Here is a 24,749-nt window from a genome sequence, read left to right on the forward strand (position 1 = left end):
GGCTGCAAATCAGTTGTAAGGACTGATTCACGGCAGGATGGCTTTTTTGAAGCGGCCCCGCAAGAAATTCAGCCCGCGATCAATGACCGTCGATTAATTGACGCGCTCGATGCAGAAGTCGATGACTTCCATCAATGCTGATTTCCATGGCGTATCGGGGAGCGGCGCGAGTGCATCTCGTGCTATCGTCCCATAGTGGACCGCCCGGGCGATCGTATCGTTCAACGTTCCGTATTTGGTGATCAGCCCAAGTGCCTTTTCCAAATTCTGATCGGTGCTGTCGCCACCCTCGATCGCCTTTCGCCAGAACGCGCGCTCATCCTCGGTGCCGCGACGATAGGCCAGGATCACCGGCAGCGTGATCTTGCCCTCGCGGAAATCGTCGCCGACATTCTTGCCGAGGTCGGCGGCCTTGCCACCATAATCGAGTGCGTCGTCGACGAGTTGGAAGGCGAGCCCCAGGTTCATACCGTAGGACTTCATTGCATTGCGGCCGGACTTGCCGGCATCTGCGACGATCGGACCGACTTCAGCGGCAGCCGCAAACAGTGCGGCGGTCTTCGCGCGGATGACCGCGAGATAATCGTCTTCTGTCGTTTCCATGTTCTTGGCGACGGAGAGCTGCAGGACCTCCCCCTCGGCGATCACGCAAGCAGCCGAAGACAGGACGTCCAACGCATCCAGCGAGCCGACGTCCACCATCATGCGGAAGGCCTGGCCGAGAAGGAAGTCGCCGACGAGGACGCTTGCCTGGTTGCCCCAGATCATACGGGCAGTGGACTTGCCGCGGCGAAGATCGCTTTCATCGACGACGTCGTCGTGCAAAAGCGTCGCCGTGTGCATGAACTCGACGCTGGTCGCGAGCTTGATATGGTTCTCGCCCGCGTAACCGAAAAGCGCCGAAGACGCTAGGGTCAGCATCGGACGCAGCCGCTTGCCGCCGGATGAGATGAGATGATTGGCCACCTCCGGAATCATCTGGACGTCGGAACCTGCCTTTGAAAGGATAAGCTGGTTGACCCGCTCCATGTCCGCCTTGGTTAGATCCACCAGCGGCTTGACGGATGCCAGTTTGTTTTTGCTTTCTTCAAGCGGTATGACCACGCCCAACGACCCGGACTCCTGTTCACTCATTGAGCTTGACAATAGAAAGGGGCGGTAGGCGCGGCAAGGGGTGAAATGGTCGCGTCGCGCAAAATTGAAAGGGATTCCACGGCAAATGCATGAACTTATCCGCGCCAATGATCCTGTGTTGCTCTCCTTCGCCGAGAGCCTCATGAAGGATGCCGGAATCCACTGCTTCATCGCCGATCAGGGCATGAGCATATTGGAGGGCTCGCTTGGCATGCTGCCGCGCCGTCTTCTGGTCGATGAAGACCGGGCCGACCAGGCGCGCCGCATCTTGATCGATGCGGGGCTTGGCGGCGAACTGCGCAATCCGAAGTAGGCGTCCGATGGCGCCCGGTGTTGCCGAAACCATCGATGCGTTCCATCGCGGCCTGTTCCATGTCGTGCAGCCGAAGGGCAGGGGCCATCGTTCCGGCATGGATGCGATGCTGCTAGCGGCCCTGGTCGACGATCAGCGCCCCATCAGGCTTGCGGATCTCGGGGCAGGAGCAGGCGCGGCCGGGCTTGCCGTCGCGTCCCGGCTGCCTGCTGCCGATGTCGTTCTCTTCGAGCGCTCGGAGGAAATGGCCGGCTACGCACGCCGCAGCATCATGCTTGCGGAGAACGCTCACATGGCTGGGCGCGTGTCCGTCGTAGAGGCGGACGTGACCTTGAAGGCCAAGGCGCGCAACGAGGCAGGCCTCGTCGATGAGAGCTTTCATCACGTTATCATGAACCCGCCCTTCAACGATGCGGGCGATCGCCGCACGCCGGATGCCCTGAAGGCGGAGGCGCATGCGATGACGGAGGGACTGTTCGAACGCTGGGTTCGAACAGCCGGCGCGATCACGATTCCCGGCGGGCAGTTGTCGCTGATCGCGAGACCAGAGTCGATCGCTGAGATCATCGACGCCTGCGGCAGGCGTTTCGGGGGCATCGAGATCACCGCGATCCACCCGCGCGAAGGCGAAAACGCCGTGCGCATTCTCGTGACGGCGATAAAAGGGTCGCGCGCGCGGCTTTCGCTACGCGCGCCTCTCATCATGCACGAAGAGGGTACACATAAATTCTCCCCCTTCGTGGATGATCTCAACAACGGCCGTGCGGCCTATTCCCGCCGCTAGCCCGTTTTTCACCCTAGCCCGCGACGAAGTCGAAAAGCAGCTTGATGTTCAGACCGGCAATCACGACCGCGATCGCATAGGCGAGCGCGCTGAGCCAGCGCGGCGCCACGAGCTCGCCCATCTTCGCCTTGTTTGCGGTGAACATCACCAGCGGGAAGACCGCGAAGGAAAGCTGCAGGCTGAGAACGACCTGCGTCAGGATCAGCAGCTCGGCCGTCCCTGCGTCGCCGTACCAGATGGTCACGAAAGCGGCCGGAACGATTGCAATCGCTCGGGTGATCAGGCGCCGCACCCAGGGCCGCAGCCTGATCTTGAGGAACCCCTCCATTATGATCTGGCCGGCAAGCGTTGCCGTAACGGTCGAGTTCAGGCCGCAGCAGAGCAGCGCGATGCCGAACAGTGTTGGAGCAATTGCCAGGCCGAGCAGTGGTGCTAGCAAGGACGACGCCTCGCCGAGCTCGACCACGTCGGTCTTTCCGTTGGCGTGGAAGGCTGCTGCGGCAAGGATCAGGATCGACGCGTTGATCAGAAGCGCGAAGCAAAGCGCGACCGTCGAGTCGATCGTCGCAAAGGTCAGTGCCTCGCGCTTCTCGGGCACTGAATGGCCGTAGGCACGGGTCTGCACGATGCCGGAATGAAGGTAGAGGTTATGCGGCATCACGGTCGCGCCGAGAATGCCGAGTGCCAGGTAGAGCATCTCGGGATTGGAGACGATTTCGGTGGTCGGGAAAAAGCCCCGGATCACCGCTCCCCATTCCGGATCCGCAAGGAAGATTTGCACGCTGAAACACACGGTGATGATGCCGAGCAGCGCGATCACGAAGGCTTCAACCCACCGGAAACCGATCTTTTGCAGGTAGAGAATAAGAAATACGTCAAGCGCGGTGATCAGGACGCCGAGTTCGAGCGGAATGCCGAAGAGCAGGTTGAGGCCGATCGCGGTGCCGATGACTTCGGCGATGTCGGTGGCGATGATCGCGATCTCGGCAAAGGCCCAGAGCGGAAGAGATACGTATTTCGGGAAGGCATCGCGACAGGCCTGGGCCAAATCCCGGCCCGAAGCGATGGCAAGGCGGGCGCATAGCGATTGCAGGACGATCGCCATCAGGTTGGACAACAGGGCAACGGTCAGCAGCGCATAGCCGAACTTGGAGCCGCCGGCGAGCGATGTCGACCAGTTGCCGGGGTCCATGTAGCCGACGGCCACCATGTAGCCGGGGCCGACAAATGCGGCAATGCGACGCCAGCGCGATCCATGCCGCGGAGCCTCTACCGTTCGGTAGACATCGGACAGCGACGCCTCGCCGACCTCTGATCGCCAGCCAATCTTTGCCTTCGGATTTACAATATCCATAAAATGCCTGCCTGTTGAATAATGCGACCAATATGTCTGATTAGAATGATAATGCAAGTCATTCGCAATAAGAAATGCAAACGATGAGTGTTTTAAGCGAAAGCCATTGCGTTTGCCGTTGCGTTGCATACATGAATTGCGTTCGCTCAAGACGATGCAAAGGATTGGAAATGGCCGGATTTTTAAGAAAGCTGATGCCCAAGCGGTTCCGCAAGGAGGGCATCGAGATCCCTGTGGTCCGGCTTCAAGGCGCGATTATGAGCGGCGGCAGCCAGTTCCGGCCTGCCCTCAACCTTGCCTCCACAGCACAGGTTCTCGAGAAAGCATTCAGCTTCAAGGAAGCACCGGCGATCGCAATCTCGATCAATTCGCCTGGCGGATCGCCGGTTCAATCGCGCCTGATCTTCGCCCGCATTCGCGAACTCGCCCGCGAGAAGCAGAAGAAGGTACTTGTCTTCGTGGAAGACGTCGCAGCGTCGGGCGGCTACATGATAGCGCTGGCAGGCGATGAGATCATTGCTGATCCGACCTCCATCGTCGGTTCGATTGGAGTGGTTTCCGGCGGGTTCGGCTTTCCGGAGCTTCTGAAGAAAATCGGCGTCGAGCGCCGTGTATACACCGCCGGCGAGAACAAGGTGATCCTCGATCCTTTCCAGCCGGAAAAGGAAAAGGACATCGAATATCTGAAGACGTTGCAGCTCGAGATCCATCAGGTCTTTATCTCGATGGTCCGGGAACGTCGCGCCGGCAAGCTCAAGGACGACGAGACAGTGTTCTCTGGCCTCTTCTGGACCGGCACCCGTGGGCTGGAGCTCGGCCTGCTCGACGGACTCGGCGACATGCGGCAGGAATTGAAGAAACGCTACGGGTCGAAAACGAAGCTGACGCTCATCACACCCGCCAGGGGTCTTTTCGGACGGCGCATTCCGGGCGTATCATCGGCATCGCTTGAAGGCGTCGCCTCCGGTTTCGCCGCAGGACTTGTGGAGACCGCCGAGGAAAAGGCATTGTGGAGCCGATACGGCTTCTGAGGGAGTGAGAGACAGGCGACATGCCGCAGCTTATAATCTTGGGTCTGCTCGTGGTAGGCGCCTGGCTCCTCTACCGCCGCTTCGTTGCCGAGGCAAATCGGCTTGCCGAAAAAACGCGCCGCGCCCAGAAGGAGCGACAGACCGGCGCGATCGGTACACTGGTCAAGGATCCGGTGACCGGCGAATACCACCTGAAGAAGGACGAGGACGAGTGAGAGCTGCCGACGGCCCGCGTCATGATATACATATCGCGCATGCAATGAGGTGACCCATGCAAGTCGCAAAATGGGGAAATAGTCTTGCGATTTGGATCCCGAGTGTGGGTGTCAATGCTTCGGCGCTGAAGGAGGGCGACGAAGTGGTCGTCCGTGTTGCCGAAGATCGAGCTTTCGAGATTGAACGAAATGATGCCCGGCAGAAGGCGTTTGAAAGAATAAAGGCTTTCAAACTCAGGCTCCCTCCCCATTGGATGTTTGATCGAGACGAAACGAACTCTCGCTGATGCCGCCGGCGCGCAGCTTTCTCGACACGTATATTCTCGTCTACGCTTTTTCCGAGGATGCCCGGGCGGAGGTCCGGAGGTCGCTCAGCCATTGCTGGTTGAGCCGTTCATCCTGAGCGTTTAAGCTATGAATGAATTCGCCAATGTCGGTTGCAAGAACCTGGGCATGAGTTGCACCGACATCCAATACGCTGTCGCGGACCTGATCACTATGTCAGCGACGAGTGTTCCGCTCGACGAACAGATCACAGTGTCGGCGCTCGACCTCGCACAGCGCTACAGTCTCGGATTTCTACGACGCTCTGATGGTTGCTTTAGCGTGCTCGGCCGGTTGCGCACGCTTCTATTCGGAAGACTTGCAGGCCGGCTTGGTCATCGATGGGCGACTGACCATCGTCAATCCATTTCGGTAAGCCTTGACCCTCACGGTGTGTTCGTGGCACCAGTCCCGCCAACAGATCAATCGAACGGCAATCCTCCCATGTCTGCAGCAGCCATCCCCGACCACATGAACCCGAAGCGCTCGTTCCAGGCGCTGATCCTGACGCTTCACAGCTATTGGGCGGACAAGGGTTGTGCGGTCCTGCAGCCATACGACATGGAAGTTGGCGCCGGTACCTTCCATCCGGCAACGACGCTGCGCGCCCTCGGCCCCAAGCCCTGGAAGGCTGCCTACGTCCAGCCCTCGCGCCGCCCGTCCGACGGCCGCTACGGCGAAAACCCGAACCGCCTGCAGCACTATTACCAGTATCAGGTCATCCTGAAGCCGAATCCGCCGAACCTGCAGGAGCTTTACCTCGGCTCGCTGGAGGCAATCGGCCTCGATCCGCTGCTGCATGATATCCGCTTCGTAGAAGACGACTGGGAAAGCCCGACGCTTGGCGCCTGGGGTCTCGGCTGGGAGTGCTGGTGCGACGGCATGGAGGTCTCGCAGTTCACCTACTTCCAGCAGGTTTGCGGCCTCGAATGTTCGCCGGTTGCCGGCGAACTGACCTACGGTCTCGAGCGTCTCGCAATGTATGTCCAGGGCGTCGACAACGTCTACGACCTGAACTTCAACGGTCGCGAAGGCGACGAGAAGATCAGTTACGGCGACGTCTTCCTGCAAGCCGAGCAGGAATACTCGCGCCACAACTTCGAATTCGCCAACACCGAAATGCTGCACCGGCATTTCATCGACGCCGAGAAGGAGTGCCAGGCACTGCTCGCCGCCGGCGCCCCCGGCGACAGCGATAATCGCAAGCTGCACAAATGCGTCTTCCCGGCCTACGACCAGTGCATCAAGGCCAGCCACGTCTTCAATCTCCTTGACGCGCGCGGCGTGATCTCGGTCACCGAACGGCAGAGCTATATCCTGCGCGTGCGCACCCTGGCCAAGGCGTGCGGCGAAGGCTTCCTGCTAACGGACGCCGGCGGTGCCAACGTCGACAAGGCGGCCGCGTGAAGCGTGGTCGTCGCGTTGTTTGACGCTATCGGCAAACCTGCATAGTGTCCGTCTAAACTCTACGTCGTTGGGGGGATTCTCGATGTTAATAGCACTTGGCGTCATCGTCTTGATCGCGCTCTACCTTGTCGTCATCTACAACGGCCTCGTTCGTGCCCGCCAGATGGCCGAGGAAGCGTGGTCCGGCATCGATGTACAGCTCAAGCGCCGCGCCGATCTCATTCCCAATCTGATCGAGACGGTCAAAGGCTACGCGAGCCACGAAAAGACGACGCTCGAGGAGGTCGTTGCGCTCCGCAACAAGGCGCAGGCGGTTCCAGCGGGCGATGTCGCGGGAAGAGCCCAGGCCGAAGGCCTGCTCGGACAGGCGCTTGGTCGCGTTCTGGCGCTCGCCGAAGCCTATCCGGACCTGAAGGCGAACGAGAACTTTCGTGAACTGCAGACATCGCTCGAAACGATGGAAAGCGAGATCCAGATGGCGCGCCGCTATTACAACGGCGCTGCCCGCGATCTCAATGTGAAGGTCGAGAGCTTCCCCTCCAATCTCGTCGCCGGCCAGTTCGGCTTCCAGAAGCGGGAATATTTCGAGATTACCAACGAGGCCGATCGCGCCGTTCCGTCCGTAAAGTTCTGACATCCGCCATTTGCCTTTGCGCAAAAGCTGCTATGAGCAGGGAAAGATCCTGGCCGGAAACGGCCACCGCGCAAAGACGGAAAAGACAAGGCAATGAGTAAAGATCAGCTCACCATCATTCCGCCGGGCAGGCCGCTTTCCGGCCGTGCCGTGCCGCCCGGCTCGAAGTCGATCACCAACCGCGCTCTGCTGCTGGCGGGACTTGCCAAGGGAACGAGCCGGCTGACCGGTGCATTGAAGAGCGACGACACGCGCTACATGGCCGAGGCGCTGCGCGCCATGGGCGTGACGGTGGATGAACCTGATGCGACCACCTTCGTCGTCACCAGCTCGGGCGAACTGAAAGCCCCGGCAGCCCCTCTCTTTCTCGGCAATGCCGGTACCGCGACCCGCTTTTTGACTGCGGCGCTGGCGCTGGGCCACGGCCGCTATGTCGTGGACGGCGACGAGCATATGCGCAAGCGGCCGATCAAGCCGCTAGTCGAAGCCTTGAGGTCGCTGGGCGTCGCCATCGACGCGCCGACCGGCTGCCCGCCGGTAACGATCGACGCCACAGGCCGTTTTGATCGCAACAAGGTCGTCATCGATGCCGGCCTCTCCAGCCAGTATGTCTCCGCCTTGCAGATGGTGGCGGCTTGCGGGTCCGAGCGTTTCGAGATCGAGCTTGCCGGCGCCGATATCGGTGCACGCGGTTACATCGACCTGACGCTCGCTGTCATGCGGGCCTTCGGCGCCAAGGTCACGCAGCCGACTCCATCCTCGTGGCGGATCGAGCCGACAGGTTACACCGCCGCGGATTTCGTCGTCGAGCCAGATGCCTCGGCTGCGACCTATCTCTGGGCGGCAGAAGTGCTGACATCGGGCAAGATCGACCTCGGCGTGGCCGCCGGCGATTTCACCCAGCCGGATGCCCGTGCCTACGACATGATCGCCAAGTTCCCGCATCTGCCTGCCGAAATCGACGGGTCGCAGATGCAGGACGCGGTTCCGACGCTGGCCGTCCTCGCCGCCTTCAATCAAACGCCCGTGCGTTTCGTCGGCATTGCCAATCTGCGCGTCAAGGAATGCGATCGCATCCGGGCACTGTCGACCGGCCTGACGCAGATCCGCGCGGATCTTGCGCGCGAGGAAGGCGACGACCTGATCGTGCAGTCCGATCCGTCGCTGGCAGGCCAGCATTTGCCGGCTGAGATCGACACCTTTGCAGATCACCGCATCGCCATGAGCTTCGCGCTCGCCGGCCTGAAGATCGACGGCATCACCATTCTGGATCCCGACTGCATCGGCAAGACCTTCCCGGCCTATTGGCGGACCCTTGAGGGACTTGGTGTGAGCTATGTGGACGAGGGCTAACACGATCTGACGCGGCCGGGCGCCGCAGGCGGGGGACTAAGATGATCCGGCGGCTTTTCGGCCTGTGCTTCGTTCTGCTTCTGACGCTTGCCGCGGGCTCGTCCTTCGCGGCTGAGGTCATCAACTCCTTTGCCTCCGACATCGTGCTGGACAGGAGCGGCGCGATGACGGTGACGGAGACGATCACCGCCAATGCCGAGGGCAACCGCATCCGGCGTGGCATCTATCGCGATTTTCCGCTGACGCTGAAGGATGCCAACGGCCGTACCATCCGTGTCGATTTCGATGTGGTCTCGATCACGCGCGACGGCCGCGACGAGCCCTGGCACACCGAGTCCATTTCGGGCGGCATTCGCATTTATGCGGGCACGGAAGACGTGATGCTGAGCGACGGCCGGCACCAATACGTCATCACCTACCGTACCAACCGCCAGATCCGCTATTTCGCCGAGCATGACGAGCTTTATTGGAACGTCACGGGCAACGGCTGGATCTTTCCGATCCTGTCGGCGACCGCAGCCGTGACTTTGCCCCAGGGCGTGACGGCGACGGACACGGCTTTCTTCACCGGGGCATTCGGCGCAACTGATTCAAACGCGCGCGTGTCGACAAGCGGCGATCGCCTACTGTTTTCGACCACCCAGCCGCTGGATGCCGGCGAGGGGCTGACGATTGCGGTCAAGATGGCGAAGGGATCGATTGAGCCGCCGAGCTCGAGCGATGCACAACGCTGGTGGCTAAGCGACAACCGCGACTATTTCATCGGCTTCGGCGGGGTGATCCTAGTCTTTCTCTACTACACCCGATCCTGGCTGAAAGTCGGCCGCGATCCGGCACGCGGCGTTGTCGTGCCGCGTTGGGATCCGCCCGAAAGCATTTCGCCGGCGCTGGTGAACTATATCGACAATCGCGGCTTCTCCGGCCAAGGCTGGATTGCGCTGTCGGCCACGGCGCTCAATCTCGCGGTGCGCGGCTATGTCGTTCTGGAGGATCTCAAGCAATCGATCGTCATCCGCCGGACCGAAAAGCCGGTAGGCAAGGAGAAGCTCGAAGCCGGCGAAGCGAGCCTGCTCAACGCCGTGGGCAGCAAGGGCTCGCTGACGATCGACAAGGCGAACGGCGAACGCGTCAAGTCCGTCGGCGACGGTTTTCGCTCTGCCATCGAGCGCGAGCATCGCGGCAAATACTACAATTCCAATTCTGGCTATACCGCAGGCGGCCTCGTTCTGAGCGCCGTTTCGCTCGTCGCCCTCTTCGTCTTCGGGACTTTGGAACCCGAAACAATCGCCCTGATGATCATCCCGATCGTGGTGACCGTCTTTGTTTCCGTTTTCATTGGAGGTTTCGCGAAATCGCTCCGCCCGGGCCAGTCGCTGGGCGGCAAGATCGTTGCGGTGATTGCGATCGCGATCGCGGCCTTCGTCGGCTTCAGCATCCTCTCGTCGCTGGCTCTGGCGCTTTTCTCGTCGCTGGTGGAATTTCATGAGACGCCGATGCTGTTTGCAATTGGCGGTATCGTGCTCCTGAACGTGCTCTATGTCTTCATCATGGGCGCCCCGACCCCGCTCGGCGCGAAGCTCACCGATGGCATAGACGGCCTGCGCCAGTATCTGACGCTCGCCGAGAAGGACCGCATGAACATGGCGGGCGCGCCCGCAATGTCGCCGCAGCATTTCGAAAAGCTGCTGCCCTATGCCGTCGCGCTGGGTGTCGAGAAACCCTGGAGCCAGACATTCGAAGTCTGGCTCGCGGCAGCGGCCGCAGGTGTGGCCGGTGCCGCTGCCTATCATCCGGGCTGGTATTCCGGAAACTTCAGCGGTGGCAGTTTCTCCGATCGAATCGGCGGTTTCTCCTCCTCGATGGCCTCGACCATCGCCTCGACGCTTCCGAGCCCGCCGCCCAGTTCATCCTCTGGCTTCTCCGGGGGGAGTGGCGGCGGTGGCGGCTTCTCCGGCGGCGGCGGTGGCGGCGGCGGTGGCGGGGGCTGGTAAGCACTTGCGCTCGGCCCCGGGCAAGCATTCTCGCTTGACCTTTCTCCTCTCTCCCCTTAACCGCCAGACGGAAACGCGAAAGGGACGGGCATGAAGGTTCTGTTGATCGGATCGGGCGGACGCGAACACGCTCTCGCCTGGAAAATGGCGCAGTCGCCGTTGATGACGGAATTCTACGCTGCGCCCGGCAATCCCGGCATCGCCGATCATGCGAAACTGGTCGCCGTCGATGTCGATGACCATTACGCCGTCATCGCCTTCTGCAAGGAAAAGGCGATCGACTTCATCGTCGTCGGTCCGGAAGCGCCGCTCGTCGCGGGCCTCGCCGACCGGCTGCGTACGGCAGGTTTTGCGGTCTTCGGTCCCTCCGCCGCTGCTGCCCAGCTGGAAGGCTCCAAAGGTTTCACCAAGGACATCTGCGCCCGCTACGACATTCCGACCGGCGCCTACCAGCGCTTCAACAACGCACCGAAGGCCAAGGCTTATATCAGGCAGCAGGGCGCCCCTATCGTCGTCAAGGCGGATGGCCTTGCCGCCGGCAAGGGCGTCACCGTTGCGGTGACTGTCGACGAGGCCCTTGCTGCCGTGGACGATTGCTTCGAAGGCGCGTTCGGCGCAGCCGGTGCCGAGGTCGTTGTCGAAGCCTATCTCGATGGCGAGGAAGCAAGTTTTTTCTGCCTCTGCGACGGCAGGCACGCGCTGGCGCTCGCCACCGCCCAGGATCACAAGCGGGTGGGCGAGGGCGATACCGGTCCGAACACCGGCGGCATGGGCGCCTATTCTCCGGCGCCCGTCATGACGCCTGAAATGGTGCAACGCACGATGAAGGAAATTATCGAGCCGACCATGCGCGGCATGGCCGAAAGTGGCTATCCTTTTTCGGGCGTCTTCTTCGCCGGCCTCATGATCACAGAGAAGGGCCCCGAGCTCATCGAATACAATGTCCGCTTCGGCGATCCGGAATGCCAGGTGCTGATGATGCGGCTGAAGAGCGACTTGCTGCCGATTCTGCTTGCCACCGCCAACGGCACACTGGATCAGGTTGCCGCGGAATGGAGCGACGATCCGGCCCTGACCGTTGTCATGGCCTCGAATGGATATCCCGGCACTTATGACAAGAACACTCCGATCCGCCACATCCCGGATGCCGGAGAGGGCGCCAAGGTGTTTCATGCCGGCACGGCTTTGCAAGACGGCGCGTTGGTTGCCACCGGCGGCCGCGTTCTGAACGTCACGGCAACGGGAAAGACAGTTGGCGAGGCCCAGGACCACGCCTATACCCTGCTGGACAAGGTGGACTGGGACAATGGCTTCTGTCGCCGCGACATCGGCTGGCGCGCGATCGAGCGCGAAAAATCCTGATCCGAAGCGAAATCGGGTCAGTTCTCTAAATTTTTACCCTTTCCCCTGACAGGATGGAAATAAAGCTGCGCTAATTCTGCTCTCATCGTGAGACGGAGTGGTTCCATGCGTCAAATCTTCCTCGGTGCAGTCTGCGTGTTCGTGGCGAGTTCCGCCCTGGCATCCTCGCTCGAGGTGGTTGGGTCGAATGCGCAAACCGATAGCGGCAGCATTCTAGTAAAGCACTGCCAGACCTGCCCGCCGCTTCAGGTCGCCCAGGTCAAGAGGGACTACGTGGTTCCCACGCTTGCTGACGGCACGTTTCAGCAGTCGCAGATCCGCGACGTGGGCGGCGAAAAGAAACTGTACCGCACGGAATCCTGGATGGGTGGTTCGCCCATCGTTTTTGTGACCAAAGCCCCGACCGAAACAATGACTGCAGCAACGCCGACGCCCGATGGCGTCGATCTCGCCGCAACCACGTCCGCCGTACTCAGCGGCGATGCCAAGCCTGTTGCCGCAGGGGTTGCCGGTCCCGCGGTGGAACCAATCGCGCCGCTGGACGTTTCCTCTTTCGAGTTGCGACCCTGATCCGAAGTTCCCTGCCCCTTCCGCCCAAAGTTTCGGTCGATCGGGGTTCCACCCTTGAGGTGGACAAAATGCGTCCCTGAAGAGAAGCAGGGGCGCATTTTCTATTTCAGCGCGAAATCGCGAAATCATTGCGAGACAAGCATTTACAATAATACACCGGTTATTTCTGATAGCCGCGGCGAGCTCGTCTTGGTGAAGTTCTTAAAAGATCATTCAGTCCTTCTCAATAATTTTAGCACTATGCCGGAGGGCGCATGATTGCGGTCGTAACGCGCACGACAGCGCGCAGGTCGGGAGTCCCCGATCCGGAGTTGCCCTTTCACTCCCACTTGCGAGACACCCATGAAAAAACTCAAGATCGCGCATCAGCTCTTTGCCCTTGTCGGCGTTCTGATGGCTGCATTCGCCGTCGCCACGTATTTTCAGATCCGCACCACATCGCAGGCGATCTATGATGATCGCTTCGACCTTCTGCGCACGCAGGTGGAGTCCGCGATCTCCATCCTGGATACCTACAACCAGCGCGAAAAAGCTGGTGAGATGACGCATGAGGCCGCGCAGGCCGAAGCTTTCAAGGTTCTGTCCAGGATCAAGTTCGAACCGAACGGTTATGTTTTCGGCTATGATTACAACGTCGTCCAGAGGTTCCATCCAAGCCCCGTCAATATCGGCAAGGACATGAGCGGTCAGATTGATCAGACGGGCACCTATTTCAGCAAAGACATGGTCCAGAAGGGCAGGGCCGGCGGCGGCCGCACGATCTACTATTGGAGCAAGCCCGGCCAGCCGGAAGATCTGCGCTTCCAGAAGGGCGCCTATTCGGCTGCGTTCGAACCCTGGCAGCTCGTCGTGTCGAGCGGCGTCTATTTCGATGATCTCGAGAAGCAGATCAATGCGGCCATCTGGAAGGCGCTCATCGCCTGCGGCATCATTGTTGCAGCCGGTATCGCCGCCGGCACCTATTTCATCCGGGGCATTACCGGGCCCCTGCAGGACGTCCACAACGCGTTGGAAGCGGTCGCCGACGAAAATGTCAACGCTGACATTCCGCATGCCCAGCTGAACAACGAAATCGGCATGATGGCAAAGGCGACCAAGTCTCTGCAGGAGAAGGTCAGGGAGCGGCACGCGATGTCGGAGCGCGAAGCCGCCCAGCAGATGGCGCTCGACGGCGAGCGGGAAAACAATCAGCGCCTTCAGCGCGACGAAGCCACCGCGCAGACACGCGTCGTCTCCACGATCGGCCAGGCGCTTGAGCAGATCGCCCGCGGCGACCTTACCGTTCGCTGCGGCGATCTCGGACAGAACTATGCGGCACTGCGCGACAACTTCAACGATGCCCTGTCCCATCTCGAGGTGGCTATGTCGAAAGTTAGCGCCAAGGGTAGCGATATCAGCGTCAGCAAGGAGGAAATCCGCCGCGCATCGAGCGATCTGTCGCAGCGCACCGAGCGTCAGGCGGCCAGCCTGGAGGAAACCTCGGCCGCCCTCGATCAGCTGAGCGTGGCCGTTCGCCATACGGCTGAAGGTGCCCATGAAGCCAGCAAGCGGGTTCACGCCGTCAGTAAGGAAGCAACCCTGAGCGATGGAGTGGTCACGCAGGCGATCGAGGCAATGAGCGGCATCGAGAAGTCGTCCGACGAGATCGGCAAGATCATCGGTGTTATCGACGACATCGCCTTTCAGACCAACCTCCTGGCGTTGAACGCCGGTGTCGAAGCTGCCCGCGCCGGCGAATCGGGCAAGGGTTTCGCTGTCGTCGCGCAGGAAGTCCGCGAACTGGCACAGCGCTCCGCCGCTGCCGCCAAGGAGATCAAGGATCAGATTGCCCGTTCGTCCGATCAGGTCGATCACGGCGTCCGTTTGGTCGGCGAGGCGGGCGAGGCGCTGAAGCGGATTTCGGACCAGATCAAGGCTGCCAACGACATCGTCACGAAGATCGCCCACAGCGCCTCCGAGCAGGATACGACGCTTCGGTCGATTTCGTCCTCGATCAACCAGCTCGACGCCGCAACCCAACAGAACGCAGCCATGGCCGAGGAAACTACCGCTTCGGCCGAATCGCTCGCGAGCGACACCGACGAGCGGCTGAACCTGATCCGCGGCTTCCGCGTCGGCGGGTCGGATAACACCGCAGGCCAGAAGCGCCGCGCCGCATAAGCTCTCATAGCTTAAGACAACGAAATACGGCCGCCGGAGCAATCCGGCGGCCGTATTCGTTGCGATGCACGGATGCGGTCGCCGGCAGCGCGCTAAAGCAATCCGGAACTCGCGTCACCGGCTGCGTCGCACGCCGAAAGCCGCGCCGCCAGCCGGTCGATCTCCCGGTCGGAATAGACGGCAATGCCCGCCTGCCTTAGCAGCGCCGCAGTCACGCCCTGCCCACTCCGCCGCGCGCCCGAAAACGAGCCGTCATAGATGAAGCCTGAGCCGCAGGAAGGGCTGCCGTCGATCAGCAGAGCATAGCCGCAGCCGGTTTCCGTGGCGAGCCGCAGGGCGTTCTCTGCGGCTTGCCGGAATCCATCGGTCACGTCCTCGTCTGTGATGTCGACAACGCGCGCGTCGCCCGAGAGCACATCGTCGCCCGTTGCACCGCCCGCGATTTCCGCCGGCGGCCGCGGTACCGGCATGCCGGCTGACATTTCCGGACAGATCGTCACCAGCCGCCCTTCCTCGCGCCACCGGTTGATGGCCGGATGCGCGAGCGGCTTCGACTTGCCGTCGTAGCGAACGGCATGGCCCATGAGACAGGCGCTGACGAGAATCTTCTTCATGTCTTGGGAATAGCGTGCTGGACATGATAGTTACAGCCTGTGGCGTCCTGGAGCGTGCCTTTCGATTGTCGACGCTGCTATAGAAGACCCTCCGCCAGAAGGACCCCCGCCATTTTGAAAACGCGCCGATGTAAGCTCGCAGCACTGTCGGTGAAGCCATGACCGCTCTTGCGATCTACGCCGGGCTGTTTGCGATCTCTTTGATCGCAGCGACGATATTCCCAATGCAATCGGAGGCCGGGCTTGTCGGTCTCGTCCTGACCGGGGAGTATTCCGTCGTGCTGCTGGTCGCGGTCGCCAGCGCGGGAAATGTGCTGGGTTCCGTGCTCAACTGGCTGCTTGGGATCGGCATAGAGCGCTTCCGCGAGAGGCAGTGGTTTCCCGTCGGCGCGGATGCGCTGGATAGAGCGCAGCGCTGGTATCGCCGCTACGGCAAGTGGTCGTTGCTGGCAAGTTGGCTGCCGATAGTGGGTGATCCCATTACCGTCGTGGCGGGCGTGCTCAAGGAGCCGTTTCCAACCTTCCTCCTGCTCGTTACCATTGCCAAGACCGCGCGTTACGCGGTCCTAGCATTCGCCACAGCAGGCGTTGCGGGCTGACGCCCGACGATGGTATCAATCAGCCCGAGATCTTCGAGAAGTCCGCGACCGTGCCCGTCGCCTCCCGGATGAGGCGCAGCAGCGCCAGGCGGTTGGCTCGGATCGCCGCATCCTCGTCGTTGACCAGCACGTCGGTGAAGAAACGATCGACCGGTGCACGCAGCTTTGAAAGCGCTTCCATCGCAGTACGGAAGTCCTCCTTGGCAGTCGCCTCCGAAGCCTCGGCGGAGGCCTTGGTGATCGCCGCAAAGAGCTCCTTTTCGGCATCGAGCTTCAGCAGGGGTTCGGATACTCCATCGGCGACCACGGTGCCCTTCTTCTCTTCGGCCGTCAGCAGCTGCGTCGCGCGCTTGGTGCCGGCCAAAAGGTTCTTGCCGTCCTCCGAGGTGATGAAAGCGGTCAACGCCTCGACGCGGCGGGCGACCATCAGCAGGTCGTCTGTCTCGGGGGTCAGCACGGCATCGATGAGGTCGTAGCGAGCGCCCTGGTCGCGCAGGTAGACCTTCAGGCGGTCGTGGAAGAAAGACAGGAGGTCGAGCTGACGGGACAGGCCAACGCCTGCCAGGCCGTGAGTGGTGAGATAGTCTCCGCCTTGCTTTGCTTCTTTGGCGTTATGTTTTGCTGCGATATCGGCATCGATGCGGCCCATGTGGCTTTCGATGCGCGGCAGCAGCGTCAGGCGGACGCGCCGCTCAAGGAGGATGCGGATGACGCCGAGTGCTGCGCGGCGCAGCGCAAAGGGATCCTTCGAGCCGGTCGGCTTCTCGTCGACGGCCCAGAAACCGATGAGGGTATCCAGCTTGTCGGCCAATGCGACGGTGATCGCAATCTTGTCCTCAGGCACCTGATCGGACGGTCCCTGCGGCTTGTAGTGATCTTCGATAGCGGTCGAGACCGCAGCCTCTTCGCCCTGCAGAACCGCATATTTTCGCCCCATGACGCCTTGCAGTTCCGGGAATTCCCCGACAGCCTCGGTGCGCAGATCGGCCTTCGCGAGCACGACGGCCCGATCGACAAGCTTGTAGTCTGCGCCGACAGGAAAGGCGACCTTCGCAGCCATGGCGCGGATGCGCTCCACCCGCTCGCCTTGCGTGCCGAGCATGGCGTGGAAGGTCACGCCAAGCGCGTCTAGCTTCGCCATGCGCTGGTCGAGCGGCTTCTTCAGGTCGAGACCGAACTTGGCGGCCGACGCTCCGAGCGTTTGCAGATCGGGCATATCGCCCTGGTCGCGCTTCCAGAAGTGCAGCGCGTCAGAGAGACGGGCGCGCACGACCTTGCCGTTGCCGTGGATGATTTCCTTGCCGCCATCGCTGGCTTCGATGTTGGAGATTAGGATGAAGTTGTTGGAAAGCGTTTCGTCGCCCTGTCTGCGGGTCACAAAGCACTTCTGGTTCGTCTTGATCGTCAGCCGGATGATCTCCGACGGGATCGAGAGGTAGTCCTCTTCGAAGCTGCCCATCAGCACCTGCGGCCATTCGACGAGGCCGGAGACCTCTTCGAGAAGCCCCTCGTCCTCGACCAGTTCCAGCCCGTTCGCAAAGGCGATGTCGCGGGAGTCGTGCAGGATGATATCTTTGCGGCGCTCCGCGTCGAGGATCACCTTGGCCTTCTCGAGGCTGGCGACGTAATCTTCGAAGCGCTTGACGGTGATGGCGGCGGGTGCATGGAAACGGTGGCCGTAGGTCACGTTGGAGGCGATGATGCCGCCGATTTCGAACGGGATGACCGTCGTCTCTTCATGCTCGGTGCCGAACATGCAGACGATGGATTGCAGCGGGCGGACCCAGCGCAGCGAGCCGGACTGCGACGACGCCTTGCCCCAGCGCATCGGCTTCGGCCACGGAAAATCGCGAATGATGCCGGGCATGGTGCCGGCGATGATCTCTTCGGCGCTGCGGCCGGGCCTGGCGATGACGGCAACGTAGAACTCGCCCTTCTTCGGGTCGCTCTGAACCTGCGCCTCCGCAATCGAGGAAAGGCCGGCGCCGCGCAGGAAGCCTTCGATCGCCTTTTCGTTGGCGTCGGTGCGCGGGCCCTTGCGCTCCTCGCGCACGTCGGCGGAGCGGGCGGTAAGGCCGCGGATGTCGAGCGTCAAGCGGCGCGGCGTCCAGTATTCGCGCGCACCCTCGTATGAAAGTCCTGCCTCCACGAGCGCGTCTGTGACGAGCTTCTTCAGGTCGCCGGCAGCCTTGCGCTGCAAGCGGGCCGGGATCTCTTCGGAGCGGAGTTCTAGGAGCAGGTCTGGCATGTCACTTTCCTTGCCTTCTCCGGGGAAGGCGCCACAAGGCGGGTCTAAAAACGGTCGCCTCTGCTACCAAAGAATGACGCATCTGCACAACCGCAAAAAGCAGGAGAGGGTGGTGGAAGTAGCGCAATCCGGTGCCGTGTCGCGCCCTCATCCGCCTGCCGGCACCTTCTCCCCGAGAGGGGAAGGCAATCGTGGCACGGTTCTGCTTCATCTTGAGCGGGGGGTTGACAAGAAAAGGGCGGGCGCAGCACGACCCTTCTCCCCGCCTTGGAGAAGGTGCCGGCAGGCGGATGAGGGGGCTTCTGGCACAGCATCGACCCCAAATCCCACCAACCTTCCGCTGTGGAAACCTGGCTTGGGCATTGCCTTGCCGCTTTTCGCCGCTATTGTCCGCCAACTTTTGTGAACGCAGGAATTCTCATGGCCGCCGATCTTCGCTCCCTTGCCGCCGTCATTGGCTCCGAAATCAGCGCCCGGCCCGATCAGGCCAAGGCTGCGATCGAGTTGCTCGACGAGGGTGCGACGGTGCCGTTCATCGCCCGCTACCGCAAGGAAGTGACCGGCGGACTTGACGACACGCAGCTTCGAAATCTGGCCGAGCGCCTCGTCTACCTGCGCGAGCTCGAAGCCCGCCGCGATACGATCGTCGAATCCATCAGCGGCCAGGGCAAGATGACCGAAGAGCTGATGGGCAAGATCACGGGCGCCGCCACCAAGGCGGAACTGGAAGATCTCTATCTGCCCTACAAGCCGAAGCGGCGCACGCGCGCCGAAATCGCCCGCGAACGCGGCCTCGCGCCGCTCGCCGAAGCGATCCTTGCCGACCGCTTGAAGGAGCCAGCGACGTTGGCGGAAAGCTATGTCAGCGCTGAGGTGCCCGATGTGAAGACGGCGCTGGAAGGCGCACGTGATATCGTCGCCGAAGGAATTGCCGAAAACGCCGATCTGCTCGGTAGGCTCCGCGCCCATTTGCGCGGTGCGGCACTTCTGAAGGCCAAGGTCGTCGATGGCAAGCAGGCGGCAGGCGAGAAGTTCTCAGACTATTTCGATCACTCTGAGCGCTGGGCGACTGCGCCGGGTCACCGCGCGCTCGCCATGCTGCGTGGCTGGAACGAGGAAGTGCTGACGCTGACCATCGAGGCGGATGCCGAGACAGCCTCCCCGAACAAGCCCGTCGAACGCATGATCGCTGCGGCCTGCGAGATCGGCAACAGCTGCCCCGGCGACCGCTGGCTGATGGAAGTCGCAAGCTGGACCTGGCGCGTTAAGCTTTCGATGTCGCTGTCGCTCGACCTGATGCGCGAGCTGCGCGAACGCGCCGAGGAGGAGGCGATCCACGTTTTCGCCCGCAACCTCAAGGACCTACTGCTCGCCGCACCGGCAGGCTCTCGTGCCACGATGGGCCTCGATCCGGGCATCCGCACCGGCGTCAAGGTCGCCGTCACCGACGCCACGGGCAAGGTCGTCGCCACCTCCACCGTCTATCCGTTCCAGCCGAGAAACGACGTGCGCGGCGCCCAGCTGGAACTTGCCTCGCTGATCCGCAAGCACAATGTCGAGCTGATCTCGATCGGCAACGGCACCGGCAGCCGCGAGACGGAAAAGCTGGTCGCGGACATGCTGGCAGAGTTGCCCGGTGCCAAGCCAACCAAGGTGATCGTCTCTGAAGCCGGCGCGTCGGTCTATTCCGCGTCGGCCGCTGCTGCCGCCGAGTTCCCGAACCTCGATGTGTCGCTGCGCGGCGCTGTTTCCATCGCCCGCCGGCTGCAGGATCCGCTGGCCGAACTCGTGAAGATCGAGCCGAAGTCGATCGGCGTCGGCCAATATCAGCACGACGTCGACCAGCAGAAGCTATCGCGCTCGCTCGATGCCGTGGTCGAAGACGCTGTGAACGCTGTCGGCGTCGATCTCAACACCGCCTCGGCACCGCTGCTGTCGCGCGTCTCAGGCCTCGGCGCATCGATTGCCGAAGCGATCGTCAAGCATCGTGACGAAGAGGGGCGCTTCCAGACTCGACGCGATCTCCTGAAGGTTGCCCGGCTCGGCCAGCGCACATTCGAGCAATGTGCCGGCTTCCTGCGCATCCGTGATGGCAAGGAACCGCTCGATGCGTCCTCCGTGCATCCGGAAGCCTATGGTGTGGCCAAGAAGATTGTTGCCGCCTGCGGCCGCGACCTGCGCTCGCTGATGGGCGACAGCGTTGCGCTGAAGGCCCTCGATCCGCGCCAATTCATCGATGAGAAGTTCGGTCTGCCGACGGTGAGGGACATCCTCTCGGAGCTGGAAAAGCCCGGCCGCGATCCGCGCCCGAGCTTCAAGACCGCAACGTTCGCCGAAGGCGTCAACGAGATCTCGGACCTTACCCCTGGCATGATGCTTGAAGGGACGGTCACCAACGTCGCCGCCTTCGGCGCGTTCGTCGACATCGGCGTGCACCAGGACGGACTGGTCCACGTCTCGCAGCTTGCCGACCGCTTCGTCAAAGATCCCCACGAAGTCGTGAAGGCGGGCGATGTGGTGAAGGTGCGCGTGGTCGAGGTCGATGCAAAGCGCAAGCGCATCGCGCTGTCGATGCGCAGGGACGATGGCTCTTCCGCGCCGGCGCCCCGGGTAGAGTCACGCGGGAATCCGGCCCCTCGCGCCCAGAACGACCGTCGCCCCGCACCCGCCAAGCAGGAGACGCAGGGAGCGTTCGGCGCGGCGCTTGCCGAGGCCATGAAGCGAAAATAGAGGTTTAGACGCCACAATTGCAGAAATGTCACACTTTGGCAGCCTTGTTGCCAGGGTGTGAAATACGGCGCTTGTAAGGCGGATGATAGCGACTAAGTTGAGTGGGCATCCTGTCACATTGCGAGGCCTAACGTATGGCGTCGACGTTCTTATCGCTTGTACAAAAAATCATCCGCAAGGGTCATCTTAGGCTTACGCTCGCCAATGGCGAAACACATGCGATCGGCGACGGCACCGGCGATCTGGTTGTCGTGCGCATTGCCGACGAGGAGGCGGAGAAGCTTATCCGCCGCGACCCCACCCTCAAACTCGGCGAAATGTACATGGACGGCCGGTTCATTCTTGAACAGGGCGACATCTACGATTTCCTGGCGACGGTGAAGCAGAACACCATCAACGAGATTTTCGACATCCCGATGGCGGCGCTTCTGATCGGACGTATCGCCATTCAGCAAGTGAAAAGCCGACTGCCGGTCAACCGCAACAAGCGCAACGTCGCTCACCACTACGATCTGTCGGAGCGTCTGTTCGAGCTCTTCCTCGACGAGGACTGGCAATACTCATGCGGCTACTACAATCCGCCCGGCAGCAGCCTTGAGGAGGCGCAGCGTGCCAAGAAACGCCACATCGCCGCCAAGCTTCTGCTGGAGCCGAACCAGAGGGTTCTCGAAATCGGCTCCGGCTGGGGCGGGATGGGCATGTACCTGGTGGAATCGACGCCCGGTCTCGAGTTCACCGGCATCACGCTCAGCGAAGAGCAGCTGAAGATCTCGCGCGAGCGGGCACGCAAGCGCGGCCTTGCCGACCGCGTCCGCTTTGAGCTGCAGGACTACCGCACGATGACTGGCAGGACGTTCGACCGCATCGTTTCTGTCGGTATGTTCGAGCATGTCGGCATCGGCAATTTCGACAAGTACTTCAAGAAGGTGCATGAACTGTTGGCCGATGACGGCGTCATGCTCCTGCACTCCATCGCCCGTCCGAAGCCGAGCTTTGCCACCAACGCCTTCATCGAGAAGTATATTTTCCCCCAGGGCTATGTCCCGTCGATCGGCGAGACGCTTCCGCCGATCGAGAAGGCCGGCCTGCTCGTCAGGGATGTCGAAATCCTGCCGCTGCACTACGCCCATACGCTTCGCCATTGGCGTGAGCGCTTCGTGGCGAACAAGGCGAAAGCGGTCGCGCTTTATGACGAGCGCTTCTTCCGCATGTGGGAATTCTATCTGGCCGGATCGGAAATCGGCTTCCGCTGGGACGAGCTTTTCATCATGCAGATCCAGATTTCCAAAAACCAGTTTTCGACCCCTGATAACCGCAACTACATTACGGAGAACGAGGCGAAGCTGAGGGAATTCGAGCTGACCCGCCCACCGCTGGAAAAGGTTATTCTCTGACCGACAAAACGCAGGGCGGGGCATCGACCGCGCCTTCTTCATTTTGGAAGGGCATTTTCATGAGCATCGCATTGCCCGAGATCTGGCTCGTCCGGCACGGTGAAACGGAATGGAGCCTTTCCGGCCGGCACACCGGGCGCAGCGACATTCCATTGACGGCGAATGGAGAGGAGGCCGCCCGCAACCTCGCGCCGAGCCTGCGGGGCCGATCCTTTTCGGCAGTCTGGTCGAGCCCGTCGCAACGTGCCAGAAGCACCTGCAGGCTTGCGGGATTTGGGGCCGACGCGGTGATCGAGCCCGATCTGGCGGAATGGGACTACGGTGCCTATGAGGGCATCACCACGAAGGAAATTCTGGACGGACGCCCTGGCTGGCAGCTCTTCCGCGACGGATGCCCGAAAGGGGAGGTCGCTTCGGAGGTCGGTGCAAGGGCCGACAACATCATCGAGCAGTTGCGCGAAGAAAACAGCACGATCCTGATTTTCTCCAGCTCGCATTTCCTGCGTGTCCTCGGTGCACGGTGGCTCGGTCTGCCGCCGGAAAATGGCGCGCGTTTCATTTTGGACACCGCAAGCGTTAGCGTGCTCGGATACGAGCATGACTTGACGGAGCCCGTGATGCGACGGTGGAATGGGCGTTAGGACATCCCGGCTGGTTTGTCGCGGATTGACGCAGTGTGGATGAGTTCGGGAGCTACAGCTTGACCCGCCCCTCGGCTCGTCGCTAGATGGCCGCATGCAGCAGATCGGCGGAATGAACGGGCGCGTTGCGGATGCGCCTTCGAACAACTGGGTTTATCGGGTTTTGCCCCCGTGGCTTTGGCCCTATGCGCAGCTTGCGCGCTGGGACAGGCCGATCGGCTGGCAGCTTTTGATGTGGCCGTGCTTCTGGTCGGCGGCGATGGCGGCAAACGCTGCGGTCCATGTCGGCCGGTTTTCCGGCGTGCAGCTGGTCTTCCATCTCCTGCTCTACTTCATCGGCTCCGTCACCATGCGCGGGGCAGGCTGTACCTACAACGATCTGGTCGATCACCAGATCGATATGGAAGTTGCCCGGACCCGCTCGCGCCCGCTTCCTTCAGGCCGGGTGACCCGGATACAGGCAAAGATATTCATGGTGCTGCAGGCGTTGGTCGGGCTCGTCGTCGTTCTTCAGCTCAACTGGTTTGCCGTCTTTCTCGGTATCGCGTCGCTGGGCATCGTGGCGCTTTATCCCTTTGCCAAGCGCTTCACCGACTGGCCGCAGTTTTTCCTGGGTCTCGCCTTCTCCTGGGGCGCGCTGATGGGCTGGGCCGCCATCTTTGGCAGTCTCTCCATTGCCCCGGTTTTCCTCTATTTTGCCTCGGTGGTCTGGACGATCGGCTACGACACGCTCTACGCGCATCAGGACAAGGAGGACGACGAGTTGATCGGCGTCCGTTCGACCGCCCGGCTGTTCGGTGACAAGACGCGGCAGTGGCTAATCGGGCTCTATGGCCTCACCCTGGTTCTCGCGTTCTGGGCCTTCTTGGCGTCGGGCGTCGGCCTAGCCGCCTATTTCGGGCTGCTCGTGGCTGCCGGCATGTTCGCATGGCAGATCGTGACGCTGGATATCGACGATGCCGATCAGTGCCTCGCATTGTTCAAATCGAACAACCGCGTCGGCCTGATCATCTTCGCCGGTCTTTTCCTCGCCCTGCTTTTTGCCTTGCCGTAGGCTGAAAACGGGAAAGCCCGGCGGATGTGCCGGGCTCTTTTGTCAGCAAGCGTTCGCCACTTATGTGCGGGCGATGATTTCCTTGCCTTCGATCTTCATCGCAACGCCGAGGGTTCCGGTCGAGCGGCGTACCAGAAATCGCGGACGACGATTGGCGAAGTAGGAATGGCGGCGACGTGGCTTCAGTGAGCTCGTGCGCAGATCGCCGAGATGTTCTTCCAGCGGACGCGCAACGCCATCGGCCTCGACCATCAGCATGGGAATGCGGAAAGCTTCCGACCAGCCGCGCCAGTCGGCCGCGATGTCGGAGAGGTCGTGGGCGACCAGCAACGGCACGCAAAGCTCGGGGTCTTCATGGTGCAGTTCGAGCGTGACGGTGACTTCGCCGTTGCCGTGGTCGATGGCACGTGCAGCGACGCCTTTGAAGGCCCGCTTCGGCAGCGCAATCGAAAGCGGCAGGCCGCTTGAAGGAAGGACCTTGCGGAGAATGGCGCCGCGTTCGTCGATCGTTATGCTGACGTCAGCTGTGGAGTCGTGGATGGCGTAGCTAACCTGCTGGGGAAAGCGCGACGGATCGAGACGCAGTGTCGTTCCAGCCCATGCGGGCTTCATAACGGTATTGCTCATGTTCATTCTACCCTTGTCTTACCTGAGAGCCGGTTTCCGGTCTTCTCCTCGGGGCTTTTCGCCCTCTATGGCTCGACAATAGGCGCCGGCGCTTCCGGACAGCTTAAAAATTTCGGTTAAGAAAACTTTGCCTGCCTGGATGGTTATCAAAAGCGAACGCAGCAAGGTTTCCGGAGGGTGAACGGCCGGTGTGCCAGATTGCGACAACCC

Annotated in this window: 22 protein-coding genes; 17 read left to right on the forward strand and 5 right to left on the reverse strand. The window is 61.5% G+C overall.

Features of this window, described 5'->3' with window-relative positions:
* Positions 1–93 precede the first annotated feature (93 nt).
* Positions 94–1,110 (reverse strand): polyprenyl synthetase family protein, encoded by a 1,017-nt coding sequence (locus tag AC1D2R_RS07865; RefSeq protein WP_477966770.1) that lies wholly within the window; start codon positions 1,108–1,110, stop codon positions 94–96.
* Between the two features lie 109 nt (positions 1,111–1,219).
* On the opposite strand from AC1D2R_RS07865, the gene AC1D2R_RS07870 reads away from it, so the two are divergent.
* Both AC1D2R_RS07870 and AC1D2R_RS07875 read left to right on the forward strand, forming a co-directional pair.
* Complete coding sequence (locus AC1D2R_RS07870) at positions 1,220–1,447, forward strand: putative signal transducing protein (protein WP_477966447.1); 228 nt, start codon at positions 1,220–1,222, stop codon at positions 1,445–1,447.
* Between the two features lie 7 nt (positions 1,448–1,454).
* On the forward strand, positions 1,455–2,231 hold the full coding sequence (locus AC1D2R_RS07875; protein ID WP_477966449.1) for a tRNA1(Val) (adenine(37)-N6)-methyltransferase: 777 nt from the start codon (positions 1,455–1,457) through the stop codon (positions 2,229–2,231).
* Positions 2,232–2,244: 13 nt separating this feature from the next.
* Here the strand turns inward: AC1D2R_RS07875 and AC1D2R_RS07880 are convergent, their stop codons facing one another.
* Positions 2,245–3,585, reverse strand: coding sequence for an Nramp family divalent metal transporter (locus AC1D2R_RS07880; RefSeq protein WP_477966451.1), 1,341 nt, complete (start codon positions 3,583–3,585; stop codon positions 2,245–2,247).
* A gap of 170 nt (positions 3,586–3,755) precedes the next feature.
* Here AC1D2R_RS07880 and AC1D2R_RS07885 point away from each other — a divergent pair, with 170 nt between their 5' ends.
* The 10 genes from AC1D2R_RS07885 (at position 3,756) to AC1D2R_RS07930 (ending at position 14,632) form a co-directional block, all read left to right on the forward strand.
* Positions 3,756–4,616 carry a S49 family peptidase gene (locus AC1D2R_RS07885; protein ID WP_477966453.1) on the forward strand — a complete coding sequence of 287 codons (861 nt, stop codon included), beginning with the start codon at positions 3,756–3,758 and terminating at the stop codon, positions 4,614–4,616.
* 20 nt (positions 4,617–4,636) lie between these two features.
* Entirely contained in the window at positions 4,637–4,831 is a 195-nt protein-coding gene (locus tag AC1D2R_RS07890; RefSeq protein WP_477966455.1) for a hypothetical protein, read from the forward strand.
* A gap of 56 nt (positions 4,832–4,887) precedes the next feature.
* A complete protein-coding gene (locus AC1D2R_RS07895) occupies positions 4,888–5,118 on the forward strand; it encodes an AbrB/MazE/SpoVT family DNA-binding domain-containing protein (RefSeq protein WP_477966457.1) in 231 nt (76 codons plus the stop codon).
* A gap of 481 nt (positions 5,119–5,599) precedes the next feature.
* Positions 5,600–6,562: a glycine--tRNA ligase subunit alpha gene (locus AC1D2R_RS07900; RefSeq protein WP_477966772.1), complete on the forward strand. Its 963-nt coding sequence runs from the start codon at positions 5,600–5,602 to the stop codon at positions 6,560–6,562.
* An 82-nt stretch (positions 6,563–6,644) separates the two neighbouring features.
* Positions 6,645–7,196 carry a LemA family protein gene (locus AC1D2R_RS07905; protein WP_477966459.1) on the forward strand — a complete coding sequence of 184 codons (552 nt, stop codon included), beginning with the start codon at positions 6,645–6,647 and terminating at the stop codon, positions 7,194–7,196.
* 93 nt (positions 7,197–7,289) lie between these two features.
* The gene (locus AC1D2R_RS07910) at positions 7,290–8,549 is read left to right on the forward strand and encodes a 3-phosphoshikimate 1-carboxyvinyltransferase (protein ID WP_477966461.1); all 1,260 of its coding nucleotides are present in this window, start codon (positions 7,290–7,292) and stop codon (positions 8,547–8,549) included.
* A 41-nt stretch (positions 8,550–8,590) separates the two neighbouring features.
* Complete coding sequence (locus AC1D2R_RS07915) at positions 8,591–10,540, forward strand: DUF2207 domain-containing protein (RefSeq protein ID WP_477966463.1); 1,950 nt, start codon at positions 8,591–8,593, stop codon at positions 10,538–10,540.
* Positions 10,541–10,630: 90 nt separating this feature from the next.
* Positions 10,631–11,902, forward strand: coding sequence for a phosphoribosylamine--glycine ligase (gene purD, locus AC1D2R_RS07920; protein ID WP_477966465.1), 1,272 nt, complete (start codon positions 10,631–10,633; stop codon positions 11,900–11,902).
* A 105-nt stretch (positions 11,903–12,007) separates the two neighbouring features.
* Positions 12,008–12,472 carry a plant virulence effector HPE1-like domain-containing protein gene (locus tag AC1D2R_RS07925; RefSeq protein ID WP_477966467.1) on the forward strand — a complete coding sequence of 155 codons (465 nt, stop codon included), beginning with the start codon at positions 12,008–12,010 and terminating at the stop codon, positions 12,470–12,472.
* A 342-nt stretch (positions 12,473–12,814) separates the two neighbouring features.
* Entirely contained in the window at positions 12,815–14,632 is a 1,818-nt protein-coding gene (locus AC1D2R_RS07930; protein ID WP_477966469.1) for a methyl-accepting chemotaxis protein, read from the forward strand.
* Between the two features lie 92 nt (positions 14,633–14,724).
* Here AC1D2R_RS07930 and AC1D2R_RS07935 read toward each other — a convergent pair whose 3' ends face one another.
* On the reverse strand, positions 14,725–15,246 hold the full coding sequence (locus AC1D2R_RS07935) for a 2-thiouracil desulfurase family protein (RefSeq protein ID WP_477966471.1): 522 nt from the start codon (positions 15,244–15,246) through the stop codon (positions 14,725–14,727).
* Positions 15,247–15,404: 158 nt separating this feature from the next.
* Between AC1D2R_RS07935 and AC1D2R_RS07940 the strand changes: the two genes are divergently transcribed.
* Positions 15,405–15,845, forward strand: a complete 441-nt coding sequence (locus AC1D2R_RS07940; protein WP_477966473.1) for a YqaA family protein — start codon at positions 15,405–15,407, stop codon at positions 15,843–15,845.
* A gap of 19 nt (positions 15,846–15,864) precedes the next feature.
* Here AC1D2R_RS07940 and glyS read toward each other — a convergent pair whose 3' ends face one another.
* Complete coding sequence (gene glyS / locus AC1D2R_RS07945) at positions 15,865–18,093, reverse strand: glycine--tRNA ligase subunit beta (RefSeq protein WP_477966475.1); 2,229 nt, start codon at positions 18,091–18,093, stop codon at positions 15,865–15,867.
* Positions 18,094–18,513: 420 nt separating this feature from the next.
* Here glyS and AC1D2R_RS07950 point away from each other — a divergent pair, with 420 nt between their 5' ends.
* From AC1D2R_RS07950 to ubiA, 4 genes are all read left to right on the forward strand, one after another.
* Positions 18,514–20,823, forward strand: coding sequence for a Tex family protein (locus AC1D2R_RS07950; protein ID WP_477966477.1), 2,310 nt, complete (start codon positions 18,514–18,516; stop codon positions 20,821–20,823).
* Positions 20,824–20,957: 134 nt separating this feature from the next.
* Positions 20,958–22,217, forward strand: coding sequence for a class I SAM-dependent methyltransferase (locus tag AC1D2R_RS07955; RefSeq protein ID WP_477966479.1), 1,260 nt, complete (start codon positions 20,958–20,960; stop codon positions 22,215–22,217).
* A 59-nt stretch (positions 22,218–22,276) separates the two neighbouring features.
* Positions 22,277–22,858, forward strand: a complete 582-nt coding sequence (locus tag AC1D2R_RS07960) for a histidine phosphatase family protein (RefSeq protein ID WP_477966481.1) — start codon at positions 22,277–22,279, stop codon at positions 22,856–22,858.
* 94 nt (positions 22,859–22,952) lie between these two features.
* Positions 22,953–23,912, forward strand: a complete 960-nt coding sequence (ubiA, locus tag AC1D2R_RS07965) for a 4-hydroxybenzoate octaprenyltransferase (protein WP_477966483.1) — start codon at positions 22,953–22,955, stop codon at positions 23,910–23,912.
* A gap of 60 nt (positions 23,913–23,972) precedes the next feature.
* On the opposite strand, the gene AC1D2R_RS07970 is transcribed toward ubiA, so the two are convergent.
* On the reverse strand, positions 23,973–24,539 hold the full coding sequence (locus AC1D2R_RS07970) for a DUF6101 family protein (RefSeq protein WP_477966485.1): 567 nt from the start codon (positions 24,537–24,539) through the stop codon (positions 23,973–23,975).
* Between the last annotated feature and the right edge of the window lie 210 nt (positions 24,540–24,749).

Source organism: Rhizobium sp. P1_C7, assembly GCF_056406295.1.